Raw genomic sequence first — 13,051 nt, forward strand, 5'->3', positions numbered from 1 at the left:
AGAATGTGCACCTTTGTCCAGTTCATAAGACATAGTTACCATTATACTCCATATACTATAAGCTTTTCGCTCGCTTTCATCCCCTATCTTGCGAAGGGGGAATTCCCGCTCGCATATGTTAAAAACTCCTTAGTCAGACGAATGTGCATAAACTTTAGAACGTTAGCAATGCTATAACGCCTTACCCATGTTCGAAGTGCTGTTCCTACCCGCGATTCACAAACTGGAAATTATTTGATCGATCCGTACGTATTTACAATGCTAACAATATTTATTGCTAGGAATATCCCAGTAAGAAAAGAAACACGTTCTCAAAACAGATAATGAACTTTTCCTGTAGAGGAACTAAGGAGAATAATGCCTAATCGTAACTTGGCGAAGTCCGGGAGCTACCCGTACACGATTTCATGTCCGGTCTGAGCGGAAATTATCATCTTTGACCATAAGAGATAAATAACTAAGAAAATTAATTAAATGTGTGAAAATGCCGAGATGTTATGATAAGCATATCAGAGGCAATAAAACCAGATATGATCGGAAAAACTGTTGAACTCCGTGGATGGGTGTACAGGATAAGATCAAGCGGGAAATTATCCTTTATAATTCTCAGAGATTCGACAAGTATAATTCAACTACTTGCGAGTGCTGATTCATTGAGTTCAGAGGCATATAGAGATTTATCATCTTTGACTGTTGAGAGCAGCCTTGAAGTCACTGGAACTGTAAGGGAGGATAAACGCGCAGTTACTGGTTATGAGGTAGCGATTAAGGAATATAGAATATATCAAAAGAACGAGATGTTCCCGGTGTCGAAAGACCTCGGAGAGGAATTTAAACTGGATAACCGCCATCTTTGGTTGAGAAGCAGGGAATTTACGGCCATGTTGAAGGTCAGATCTACAGTATTCAAAGCGTTTACTGACTTTTATTACAACGAGGGCTATTATCAGGTTCAGGCGCCCATGATGGTTGCAACTGCTACAGAAGGTGGGTCGACGCTATTCAAGGTTCCATTTTTTGGAGAAGAAGTCAATCTTACTCAGAGCTCACAGTTCTATCTTGAAACGTTTATATTCAGCCTTGAAAGAGTGTTTACTATTGCGCCGAGTTTTCGTGCGGAGAAATCAAGAACCTGGAGACATCTAACCGAATACTGGCATGCCGAGATGGAGGCAGCGTGGCTTAACAACGAGGACATGATGAAAATAGAGGAAAGAATGATAGAGTACATAGTAAAGGAGGTACTTCGGAACAACAGGCCAGAACTAGAGTTATTGAAACGTGATATCGGCATCCTCGAGAACATAAAAGTTCCATTTGAGAGGATCAAATACTCAGAGCTTATAAGGAAGGCCCAGGATTTTGGCATGAACCTGAAGTATGGAGATGACCTTGGAGCCGATGAGGAACGTGGGATAATGAACCACTTCCAAAAACCTGTGTTTATAACCGATTACCCTATTTCACTCAAAGCGTTCTATCACAGACAGAACCCGGAGAACCCTTCCGAGATACTTTGCCACGATCTTCTCGCACCAGAGGGATACGGGGAAATCATTGGCGGCGGAGAAAGAATATGGAATTACGATGAGCTCGTCCGGAGGATAAAGGAAAGCGGAATGAATCCTGACGATTACTACTGGTACGTCGATCTCAGGAAGTACGGAAGCGTTCCGCATTCCGGATTCGGTTTAGGCCTCGACAGGCTAGTTATGTGGATACTGCATCTTCCCGATATAAAGGAAGCAATACCATACCCGAGAACAATAAGAAGGACAAAACCATAGATCGCGATTCAATGCAAACAATTATTCTTTATTTCGCGTTAAGGTTTCAGTTATAAAGGAAGTGATAAAATTAAGAATCTCAGCATATTTGCATACGGACTGGACGAATTTACACGCGTGCTCTCTAAAAAAGGCACAGAAAGTGATATAACACTTTCTAATAGGAAAGATGATAACGGCATATTTACGTTCTTAACCCCTTCCAGATTCCCAGAGAAGGTTTCCTCTCTCACAGATTCAATATATCCTTCTGATATTGCTATACTAAACGGAGATAACATTTCAAAAGATCTTGGTGAGGTTATAGTGGCTCTCGATCTTATGAAAAAGACGAGCGGCTATTTCATAACGGGGGATTCCAAGAATATCGACGTACTGAAAAACATAACAAAGAACACTTCGCTCTCAAACTATAATTTTTTTTCTGGAAATCCTATGGAATTCCTATCGGAGATAAACTCTGTAGAACATAGACCAATCTTCAGCAATACCACAGTTATAATAGATCATTTCTTCAAAGTAAAAAGCGTTGGAGTCGTTGCTTTAGGCTTTGTTCTTGGAGGAAAAGTGGAAAAACATCAGGAATTGAACTTGTCATATATAGATAAAGAAGTTCAGATAAAATCGATACAGATGCATGATGAGGATGTTGATTCGGCAGATAGCGGATCAAGAGTTGGGCTAGCGCTTAAGGGCGTGGAAGCTGAAGAACTCGAAAGGGGCATGGTACTTTCGGATCGTGAATTCAATTACGTGAAGGAATTTGACGGCAAGTTCGAGCCACATTCCTCGCTGAAGCAGCCTGTGGACGAGGAATTTGAATTCTTCGTTTCCGACGAAATGCGATACCAGAGAGGAATGTTTGACAAAGGTAAAGGCTCAATACAGACAAAATTCCTCAAACTGAATGACAGTTTTGTCGTCTCAATACTTCAGAGAACTCCTAGGATCTGTGGGCGGATGAAAGTTTCCTGATATTCTCAATCTTCCTTTGTATCAGATCTTCTGTGCCTATGTCGTGCCGAACGTAGTATTCGCCACGGATGCGATGAAGGTTTTTTTCTACAATATCTGAAGCATCTGGTATGCTATCACCAATTGCAGCCAAGGCAAGAGCTCTGGAAGAAGTCATCTCGACCTTATCCATCGTTCCGGACACAGACGAATAATAGAGCAGAGGATTCTTCAGGTCCGTTTTCCAGTCTATTTCAAGGTTGCCCGGCTGTGGAGAAGTACCGTAGCCCCTTGGAACTATGTATTTCACGACGGTCGATTTCTTTAGGAATTTAGCCCGATTCCCAAGAGTTCCATCGGCAATAGAAAACAGCACGTCAGTGAAGTTGCCGTCAAATATAGTAAGAACATTCATTGATTCTGGATCGGCAAATCTTGCATTTATCTCTACTACCTTAGGTCCTTGTGACGTTTCCATGAACTGTCCGTATATAACGCCCTTAAAGGTATTGTTTGCTTTCCGCATTGCAGACACGACACCTTTCAATATTTCCAATGCCTTGTCTCTGCTGCTACCACTTATGAACGGGAGCAGGTGATTAGCATCGCTTATTGAGCCCATACCGCCTGTATTTGGACCGGTATCGCCTTCGAATGCTCTTTTATAATCCTGTGCCAGTGGCATGGGTAAAACATACTTTCCGTCAGTAAATGCCTGGAGAGAGAATTCTTCTCCGTACAGTTTTTCCTCCAAGAGGACAGAACTTTCCCTCTTCAGTATTTCACGGGCATAGCCTATAGCTTCTTCCTTTCCGGGGAGATGTTCGCCCATTACCTTAACCCCCTTCCCACCAGTAAGCCCCAGAGGTTTCACAGCGAACTCTCCATCGTTGTCTTCGAAGAATTTCAGCAGCTCCTCGTCACTGCCGATAAGCTTGTAATTTACGTTGCCTGAGATGTTATTTTCTTTCAGAAGTTCTCTCATGAAAAATTTTGATGTTTCAAGTCTTGCTGCGCTTTGCGATGGTGATGCAACCTTTATTCCCTTACTCTCAAGGGTGTCAACAAGTGGAGTCTCAAGAACAGGATCTGGACCAACAAAGACGAGATCGATATTTGACCTCTTCGCTAGATCCACTATGGATAAGTAATCTAATTCGTCCATAACATGAGTCTCAGAACTTAACCTGTGAATTGAAGGATTCTTGTGCTTCATTACCGATATGAGCGTTGACCCCGCTTCTACAATTTTCCTGGCGATCGCATCCTCCCTGCCACCCCCTCCTATTAACATTATCCTTTCCAATTTTATGCACCTGAAAGTATCTGCGCCAACTAGGTACAGAATATACCATGGATATGTATAAAATTATCAGCTTTGTTAGAGATCTAGAAATCAAGTATCCTAAAACACTAGAGAATATCGCAAAGATATTTCAACACTTATCCAGAAAACTTATTCAATCAATTCCCAGATTGATTCGAGCTATCTTGGTCCCCTGGGCCGATAATGTCTGGTCGAGACTGAGCAGCATTGCCCTCCCCTTCTATTATTTTGCCCTCAGACAGTGCCATCTTTTTCAGAGATTTCCTGTCTATATTAAAATAGCGAAAAAATTCCTTCGTGACTGAGAATAGTTCTGTATTCCGATATTTCTTTGCAGAAAGGAGCTTTCTTGACTCTAACCTTTGCAAGATCTCACGTGATTTCTCCCCAAACTTCTGGAGTATGTCCCCTCTTTTGCAATTGTCATTGGCGGCAATGAATCCCAATATGCCTATTTCAGTCTTATCAAGTTCCCTCTTGGAAACAGGTATGACTAAATCAGAGAATTCCGATTTAAGCTGAAGTTTATAACGTATTCCTGTTCTAACGATGCACAACGAAGTCTTTCTATTATTATATTCCTTTATTAATTTTTTCAATGCCGTTGCAACAGCTACCCTATCCTCTTTCAATGCAAAGGCTATATCGTCCGCAGAAAGTGGGTTTTCTGAGGCGTATAACACCGCTTCTATCTTTTCACCCAGATCCATGTTACGTAATAGGTTCGCTGTATTATTAACCCTTAGTTTTAAAACAAGGTAAATGAAATTAAAATACATGTTTTTAATATGACCTCATGTCGACTAATATAAATATTGATAATCCGGAAGGAAGTGTTTCTGGTACCGGAAAAGCTCGGATCAATGCTGATCTGAAGCCTTCAGCAATGTTTTACATCTGGTTTGCAGCCAATCTCACTATCGGAGATTTTGCTATTGGATTCATTCCTGTTTCCCTCGGAACGCCGCTAAATCTTTCTATCCTGGCTCTCGTCTTAGGGAACGTAACAGGTGGCGCTCTTCTCGCTTACATGAGCATAGTTGGTGTCAGGACCAGAAAAATGCAGATGGCACAGAGCCTGGGCCCATTCGGCGCCATCGGATCTAAGATTATGGCTGTGCTTCAATGGGGGAATACTCTTGGCTGGCTCACCGTAAATCTTGTCCTGGCATCCTTTGCTATCGTTGTCATCTTTAAGAATCTCTATTTTGTAGTGCCCATCCTGCTTATTGCAGCAATAGTGTTTGCCCTATCGTATTTCGGCCATAAGGCAATAAAGTCCTTTGAGACTGTTATGGCTGCAGTGCTTGGAATAATGTTTGCTGCGATCACCATTGAGTGGATTATTCATCCATCAGGCATTGGATCCTACCATCCGCCTGTAAGCTCTGGTGCATTTGTTGGCTTTGGAATAACGGTAGCAGCTTCCTTCTCGTACATTATGTCATGGGGGCCTTATGCATCAGACTATTCCAGATTTGTTACCAGAGCGAAGCAAAAATCGACATTCTCCTTCGTTTTTCTTGGAAGCGTGCTTGCATCGTTCTGGGTGGAGATGCTTGGTGTTTTAATCGGTATAGCATCTTTCACATACCTCTCTTCACCAGATTTTAACCCGGCAACGGCACTTGCAAGATTCCTTGGACCTTTTTTTGTCATCGGCATGGTTGCGCTGTTCCTTGGCGGACTTGCAGCAAATTCGATCAATCTCTATAGCAACTCATCAACCATGATGGTTATATCGAAAAAAGTTAAGAGAAATATAGGGCTGATCATAGGATCCATCGCTTCCGTTTCTTTAGGAATTGTCGGGTATTATTCATTCTATAGTTTTTATGAAACGTTCCTGTATATGCTGGACTACTGGATCACACCCTGGCTTGCAATATTGATCATGCATTACTTTGTGGTAGCGAGGTGGGACGTGAACGGCGTTCATGGGAAGAAGTTTACCGGAATGATGTCCTACGCAATAGCCATAATAATTTCCATCCCATTTATGAGCCAAGCGCCCTACTTTGTGGGCCCGATTGCACGCATATTCGGGGGCGTGGACATAAGTTATTATATTTCATTTGCTGTTGCTGCAATTCTTTACGTCTCGCTGAACAGAAGGAAGATAACATACGCAGCTCCAAGTCGAACAGAGGGATTCTCGTGAGTGTTCTTTCGGACAATGAAATCCTTGATATGATCAAGGAGGGAAATCTGATTAGCAAGGATTTTTCTTTGTCTTCCCTGACACCAAATGGATACGACATAAGGATTGGATCGATTAGGCTCGGAAAGAGGGTCGAAGAGCACATTGAAGCTCCTGCCGGATCCGGATTCTATGTCTCTTCCCTAGAATACTTCTCGTTTCCCGATACGGTGATGGGGGAGATATGGATACGTTCCAGCTACTCGAGAAAAGGAGTAATTGGATCATTTGGTGCAATTGACGCTGGTTTTTCCGGAAATCTCACACTCTATTTTTTTAATGCCGGTTCTTCACCCATTGAGCTTAATTCAGGTGACAGGATAGCCCAGGTCGTATTTCACAGGCTTGAACGGTCGGCGAAATCCAACTATGAGCAAAGATCTGGAAACTATCAGTTCTCAAAGGGAATAACGCTGAATTCTGAAAAGGTGAAGTGAATCATGGACAAGCTTACCAACATCCGTGTAACAAGAGTATGCGACTGCGACATTGACATAATTTTTGGGAAAATTTCTAAATGGGAGGACCTCCCCTTATACTGGTATGGCATGCGAAACATAACGAAACAAGATGACGACACGTTTCTTGTGAAGTTTGCCTTTCCCGGAAAATCCAGGATGAAATACATCGTTAACGGAGAGGCTAAATCTTGTAGGGAGATTTATCTCAGCGGAGCATTCAGAGGATTCAAAGAAATAAAGATAGAGAAGGATCCCTCGAGCAAAACAAGAATAAATGTGGTCTGGGAAATAGAACTTTCTGCTGCTTTGAGAATGATGCGTGAACGGATGGTACAGCATCTTACTCTTGGAACTGAGCACGCTCTTGAACGTATAATTGAGGCTGCCGGAAGATTGTCTCCACAGGAGAATCAGCTGAGCACCGAATGAGCGGACACTTCGTATTCAAGCATTTCCTTGCTGCATTCCACATTTGGGAATATATGCTTTGCCTCATTATATAGTGTTTCGACAGAGTTATACCTGGGGCTATAGTGGAACAAAAAGAGCTTCCCAACGTTTGCATCACGTGCTATTTCAGCAGCCTGCCTTGAAGAAGAATGACCAAATTCGTTTACAGCAGGTTCAAGAGATGAATCCGTCGTTGTGTCGTGTATCAGAACATCTGCTCCATTGGCGAATTGTTTCATTCCTTCCATTGGCCTCGTATCACCAGTGTAAACGATTGACCTGCCTCTCTTTATGCCAGCGGAAACCTGGTCCAGAGTGAAAATATTCCCTTCTACTTCTATTGAACCTTTTTCCCGGAGTTCTTCCAGCTTTCTTGAAGGAACACCGATTTCATCGGCTTTATCACGATCTATTTTCACAAGGTCGTACTCGCTTATCTTATAGGACATTGCCGGGACCGTGTGATCATTCTTGAATGTAGCGATCGAAAACTTTCCAAAGTCGTATTTTTTATCATAATCAAGTTCATTCACAATTAGATCAAATTTAAGGTTGAAATAACCAATATTAAATGCGTTAGAGAGAACTTTTATAGCACCTCTCGGGCCGAATACATTCAATGGTTTTTGCCGGTTATTGAACGACATGCTCTGTATCATCCCCAGAATGCCAAGGAAATGATCTCCATGAAAATGTGTAATGAACACATTGTCAATTCCCATGAATGATATTGGACTCTTCATTAACTGTTTCTGAGTTCCTTCACCACAGTCAAAAAGATTTATTGTTTCATCCACCTGGACAACAACTGCGGGGAGACCTCGTCCTGGTGTAGGCCATGATCCGCCAGTGCCTATGAAAGTTATCTTAAAGCTCGAAACCATATGGCGTAAACGCATTATGAGTAATTAATGCTAGCACCCTGAATTCTCTTGGTGGCAAACGGGAGTTCCTCTATAGTCCGGACAGGCATGGATTTCCTGATTGAATTCCATAGGAAAGAGTCCACAGTGCACCCGGAGCCAACAAGGTATGTTTCAATCCTGTGTTTAAGTTCCATGCCTTTTCTGTCGAAATCCGTTAATATGATAACCTCCTTGTAGGACCTTCCCAGTGTCTCAGAAAAATCGAGCAGGCTGTTTCCAGAGTTTACCTGAATTATCTCGCCTTCGAACGACAATTTACGAAGACTCGCCACATCATTCTTCCCTTCCACAATGATTGGAGTTTTAAAATTTTTAATCTTATATTTTTCTAGAATTTTAAGAATCTTCTTTTCAGACATCATCTGTCGTATATAGTAAACTAGACATGGAATTTTAACCTTTCGCAAGCTTTTCCAGAGACAGGGCTGTTAACAAGAAACAGGAGTGTCACACTACCTGCAAAATGAGACACATTGCTTCGGCTACAGTATCTCATGCCCATCGATCTTTGCCGATCTTATCAGTGAAGGAGGTCCTGAGATGACTAATCCCAATATCTCCTATTCTTTGCGTATTCCATCTCACTGTTCAGTATAGCACGGATTAGATCTTCCTCGTTCTGATGCCTGACTTCAAGCAGTCTCGAAGCAGTCTCTGGACCGATCCCACGCCCAGAAAGAACCATGACCGCATATATACCGCGCTCCTTGACGAGATGAGCATTCTTCACTATCCTCCTTCTCCATTTTTCGCTTTCAACCGGATTCTTTTCTTTTTCCATCATATTTTTCTCGTATGGAGAAAGAGAAGCTACTAGGTAGCTCCCGCAATTGGGGCACTTTATTGAGGCAATATCTTTTATCTTTTGTGTTCGGACATTGCCGCAAGAAGTGCAAAGGAGGACAACCTCATCGTTAAGGAGCCTGTTCTTTATTGCTTCCAGTATAACCTTTGTTGGTCGAAGGGGAGCAACTCTCTCAGAATAATGCGTGAGAAACTGTTCCGTCGACTCTGTAAAGGTGTCAGAGAGCGACATACTTAGCTCTCCGGACATTAGTTTCCTGAGGTATACCTCAAGCACTTCAAGATCCATGTAATCAAAAACAAACTTTCTCACAGTATCGCTGAATAATGGCGAATCCGAATATGCGTCAACTATTTTCTCGAAACGCATCCTGCTGAGATCAGTGTCATTGCTTATAACGCCAAATTTTCTCGCTTCGTAAAGAAATACTGAATTAAAAAATCTAGATCTCCTTGAAATTGCTGTAATGTAGTCGTATAATGAATCGGGATTTACGCTCAATATTATTTTCCTAACATCCTCGGCACGAATCATCCTTGAACTGCGGAGGTAAATGTGGTATGGAGAATAATCCATCTCTACACTCTCACCTGTAATCCTTGTTATGGTACTTGAAAGGATCTCCGCTAAAGCGAAATTCCCTTTCGTTCCCAGCAGTATCTGAATGACAATCTCGTTCGATTTGCATTCTATAACGACATTGTCGAAAGTAGCGAGATTATTTTCGTACCAACCTTGGAGGATATGCTTTGACTTGCTGTCAAGAAATTCCGGCAAAAAATGTAACTTCCTATTTTCAGACACCCTCATTGTGACGTCCGTAAAAACGGGGATATCGTCACCAGACCACTTTGGAGCAATTGCGGCTGTCTGAAAAGGTTCTACAAGTATCCTTTCGCCCTCCATCTTTATTACTCTCCAGGTGGAACCTTTTATCACAAAGTACGATCCAGGCTCTATTTCGCTAACCACGTACTTCTCATCGAGAGTGCCAATGAATTTCCTATTCACCAGATCGATTACCTTAAAGGTTTTCTGGCTTGGTATCATAGATATGTTTTGTACAAAATACTCTATTGCTCCGCGTCTGCGCGTGATAACATTCCCTTCCAGATAGATCCTGTGGATTCGCTGAAGAAATGATAGGACTTCATTGTATTCTGATTCCTGGAGATCCATAAATGGATATGCCCTTCTCACAGTTGAGTAAAACATTTGCGCATCTACATTCCGCGAAAGTCTTAATTTCATTAGTAACTGATTCGCAACCGTCGCTTGGGACTTCTTCTGAATCTGCACGGGCTCAAGATGTCTATCATTAGCCTGTGAAACTAGAGCAATTGATTCTTCCAGTTCTATGATGTCCCCGCACACTATGTGGCCTTCAGATGTCTTTCCTATCGAGTGCCCGGAACGCCCTACTCTCTGTATTAGTTTATTAATCTGTCTGGGTGAATTGAACTGTATAACAAAATCCGCTGATCCGATATCTATCCCAAGTTCAAGGGAAGATGTACATATGAGCGCCTTAACCTTTCCATTTTTGAATTCCTTTTCAGCATTCTCTCTTTCTTCCCTGGATAAAGAACCATGATGCACAAGAATTGGCGGGTCTTTGAGCAGCATCCTTAGCCTGAAGGCTATATCTTCGGCAGCGTTCCTTGTGTTTACAAATACAAGTGTGCCGTTGTGTGATTCAATCAGCCTCCATATCTCGACTATTGCACTCGCATGATCTTCATCGCATCCCATCTTTTCCGCTGCATCCTTTGCGGGTATTGCAGGTATCAAAGTACTTATGTTCATTTTCTTCAATGAATCTGACTTTATCACTTCAACGGGGTCCTTGGGAGACAAATATGAAGAGAGTTCTTCGGGATTGCCTATCGTAGCTGAAAGACCTATCCTTTGAAATTTTCCTGCAAGATCTTCTAGCCTTTCTAATGCAACCGCAAATTGTGAACCTCTTTCATTTTGGCAGCTTTCATGAAGTTCGTCGACAATTACATACCTGACATGCTTCAAAACCTCAGAGGATCGCTTCCCAACAAGCAGAATCTGCAAAGATTCTGGTGTTGTGACAAGTATGTCGCCAGGATTCTCCACAATCTCCTTTCTAGCCGCAGTAGAGGTATCACTATGTCTGACCTGTACACGAATCCCAAGAAAATTCCCATATTTCACGAGCCGACCAAGCATATCACGGTTAAGGGCACGTAACGGGGTTATAAAAAGTGTTGAAATCCTTTCCGGCCTTATCTTCAATATCTGATCAAATATAGGCAGAATCGCGGCCTCGGTCTTTCCGCTGCCTGTTGGGGCAATTATCAATGAATTCACCCCTGAAAGAATGACAGGTATTCCCTTCTCCTGCGGATCAGTCAACGAATCAATGCCAAGGGAGGTCAGCATTTCTCTTATCATTGGGTGCAGGTTTTCAAGAATAGAATGCATTTACATCATCAACAATAATAAAAATAAAAAAGGGAATTAGTTTTTAGTCCTCGTCATCGTCGTCATCATCATCGTCGTCATCATCGAAGTCCTTTCCATATACGTAGTCTACCAACGATACACCCCCTGTGACTGCAGAAAATACCAATATTAATACTTTCCTTTATTGAAAATAAATATATATTGATCGCCATATTCTGATATCCTCTCCTCGCTAAAGATCAGAGCTTTCTTAATCAAAAAAATTTAAGACCAGGAGGTTTTTGAATCAGGAATCTTAAATCTCTAACCGATGACCTTTGCGGATTTTATGACAACCGATGTCTTCGGCCTGTCATTGCGATCGCGCTCAACTTTGCTGATCTTATCCACAACATCCATTCCATCAATCACTTTCCCAAACACAGGGTGTTTTGTATCGAGATAATTGTTGTTTACAACATTTATAAAAAACTGGCTCCCTCCTGTGTTAGGGCCAGCGTTTGCCATCGCTATTGTACCTCTATTGTTTTTGTTATTTTTTGAGAATTCATCCTTAATTGAGTAGCCTGGACCTCCCATCCCTGTTCCAGTGGGATCACCACCTTGAATCATGAATCCTGGGATAACCCTGTGGAATACTACACCATTGTAAAATCCCTTTTCAACTAACTTTCTAAAATTACCTGCGGTAATAGGCATGCTTCCTTCATCGATATCGAGCTTTATATTGCCCAACGTCGTTTCCAATAGAACTTTTGACATCTTTAATCGATTGGATATTGTAGTACCCATATTTAATTATTCATCGCCCCCTCCTATCTTGAATCGGAACATATATTATTAGAAAGTAAATCCGGTATTGGTTGCAATGAGTGATAAGTTGGCTGAGGTTGAGATTTCGAAAGATGGCGAGACATACTACGCGAAGATCACGTTGACGTCTGGAGAGGTCGTATCCCTTGAGAACGACGATTTCGAGGAAGTCTTGGAACAGGTAGCTAACGATCTACAGGATCGATTTGGCACTTAGGCGGGGATGGCCCAGTGGTACGGCGGCAGCCTGCTAAGCTGTTTCTCTATGAGTGCGAGGGTTCGAATCCCTCTCCCCGCGTTGTAAACTTTTAAGCGAATATTATTTAATATATTTGTATAATTGAATAAAAATTATTTGCTTATATACTCTCATCACAACATTTCAATTTTTTTGTAGTAATCGAAGCCAATCCATAGTCAGTTATGGAGGTTTGGAAAGTGATCTCCCAAAGTGTAGACAAATTTTCATGGAAAATGTATACATTTTTTAATGCATAATTTCACTTCAATTAAGTTACAAGTATGACAGGGAAAAGCTGTCAGACTGGAAAAAACATTGCAGGACTGCCAGAGCTGTTTGAACTGATGGTAAAACGGAATGAAGGGAACATAGATGATGACAGGTTCGAAGTAGAGTATTACAGGAGCCAAAAAGAACTATATATCCATGTTGCCCGTTAAATAAGCACTAAGTGGGCGCAAACTCCCCACTCATTAACTGCAAAGAATTTACAATTCACATGTTTATTTAATTCCTTTTAGTAGTTAAAGAACAGCCTACAGATGATATGTGCGGGCGATTAAGCCGGAAAGAGAGCGTGAAGATCTGGATGACTAACGAAAGGAATAGGCCTAGAAATATTGGAAAGGAACCACACTTTTAACGATAGCA

Annotated in this window: 13 protein-coding genes and 1 tRNA gene; 8 read left to right on the plus strand and 6 right to left on the minus strand. The window is 41.9% G+C overall.

What is annotated here, in order from left to right; genetic code table 11:
- Nucleotides 1–497 precede the first annotated feature (497 nt).
- Both asnS and LVQ96_08730 read left to right on the plus strand, forming a co-directional pair.
- Nucleotides 498–1,787, plus strand: a complete 1,290-nt coding sequence (gene asnS, locus LVQ96_08725; protein ID MCW6171232.1) for an asparagine--tRNA ligase — start codon at nt 498–500, stop codon at nt 1,785–1,787.
- Between the two features lie 117 nt (nt 1,788–1,904).
- Complete coding sequence (locus LVQ96_08730) at nt 1,905–2,762, plus strand: GTPase (protein ID MCW6171233.1); 858 nt, start codon at nt 1,905–1,907, stop codon at nt 2,760–2,762.
- Here LVQ96_08730 and purD read toward each other — a convergent pair.
- Together purD and LVQ96_08740 are read right to left on the minus strand one after the other, a co-directional pair.
- Nucleotides 2,731–4,047 (minus strand): phosphoribosylamine--glycine ligase, encoded by a 1,317-nt coding sequence (gene purD / locus LVQ96_08735; protein MCW6171234.1) that lies wholly within the window; start codon nt 4,045–4,047, stop codon nt 2,731–2,733. The genes LVQ96_08730 and purD overlap by 32 nt on opposite strands.
- A gap of 158 nt (nt 4,048–4,205) precedes the next feature.
- Nucleotides 4,206–4,778 carry an SMC-Scp complex subunit ScpB gene (locus LVQ96_08740; GenBank protein ID MCW6171235.1) on the minus strand — a complete coding sequence of 191 codons (573 nt, stop codon included), beginning with the start codon at nt 4,776–4,778 and terminating at the stop codon, nt 4,206–4,208.
- A gap of 86 nt (nt 4,779–4,864) precedes the next feature.
- Here LVQ96_08740 and LVQ96_08745 point away from each other — a divergent pair, with 86 nt between their 5' ends.
- The 3 genes from LVQ96_08745 to LVQ96_08755 are packed head-to-tail and all read left to right on the plus strand — an operon-like array spanning nt 4,865 to nt 7,158.
- Entirely contained in the window at nt 4,865–6,229 is a 1,365-nt protein-coding gene (locus LVQ96_08745) for a cytosine permease (protein MCW6171236.1), read from the plus strand.
- Complete coding sequence (gene dcd, locus LVQ96_08750) at nt 6,226–6,705, plus strand: dCTP deaminase (GenBank protein MCW6171237.1); 480 nt, start codon at nt 6,226–6,228, stop codon at nt 6,703–6,705. The genes LVQ96_08745 and dcd overlap by 4 nt, the downstream gene beginning before the upstream one ends.
- Before the next feature lie 3 nt (nt 6,706–6,708).
- On the plus strand, nt 6,709–7,158 hold the full coding sequence (locus LVQ96_08755) for a hypothetical protein (GenBank protein MCW6171238.1): 450 nt from the start codon (nt 6,709–6,711) through the stop codon (nt 7,156–7,158).
- Here LVQ96_08755 and rnz read toward each other — a convergent pair.
- The 4 genes from rnz to LVQ96_08775 form a co-directional block, all read right to left on the minus strand.
- A complete protein-coding gene (gene rnz / locus LVQ96_08760; protein ID MCW6171239.1) occupies nt 7,140–8,063 on the minus strand; it encodes a ribonuclease Z in 924 nt (307 codons plus the stop codon). The genes LVQ96_08755 and rnz overlap by 19 nt on opposite strands.
- Before the next feature lie 14 nt (nt 8,064–8,077).
- Complete coding sequence (locus tag LVQ96_08765; protein MCW6171240.1) at nt 8,078–8,467, minus strand: toprim domain-containing protein; 390 nt, start codon at nt 8,465–8,467, stop codon at nt 8,078–8,080.
- A gap of 182 nt (nt 8,468–8,649) precedes the next feature.
- Nucleotides 8,650–11,364 (minus strand): DEAD/DEAH box helicase, encoded by a 2,715-nt coding sequence (locus tag LVQ96_08770; protein ID MCW6171241.1) that lies wholly within the window; start codon nt 11,362–11,364, stop codon nt 8,650–8,652.
- 285 nt (nt 11,365–11,649) lie between these two features.
- Nucleotides 11,650–12,138, minus strand: coding sequence for a peptidylprolyl isomerase (locus LVQ96_08775; protein ID MCW6171242.1), 489 nt, complete (start codon nt 12,136–12,138; stop codon nt 11,650–11,652).
- 76 nt (nt 12,139–12,214) lie between these two features.
- On the opposite strand from LVQ96_08775, the gene LVQ96_08780 reads away from it, so the two are divergent.
- From LVQ96_08780 to LVQ96_08790, 3 genes are all read left to right on the plus strand, one after another.
- On the plus strand, nt 12,215–12,376 hold the full coding sequence (locus tag LVQ96_08780; protein ID MCW6171243.1) for a hypothetical protein: 162 nt from the start codon (nt 12,215–12,217) through the stop codon (nt 12,374–12,376).
- Nucleotides 12,377–12,457: transfer RNA gene (locus LVQ96_08785), tRNA-Ser, on the plus strand.
- 224 nt (nt 12,458–12,681) lie between these two features.
- Nucleotides 12,682–12,840, plus strand: coding sequence for a hypothetical protein (locus tag LVQ96_08790; GenBank protein MCW6171244.1), 159 nt, complete (start codon nt 12,682–12,684; stop codon nt 12,838–12,840).
- Nucleotides 12,841–13,051 lie beyond the last annotated feature (211 nt).

The organism is Thermoplasmatales archaeon, assembly GCA_026127925.1.
GTDB lineage: Archaea > Thermoplasmatota > Thermoplasmata > Thermoplasmatales > Thermoplasmataceae > JAKAYB01.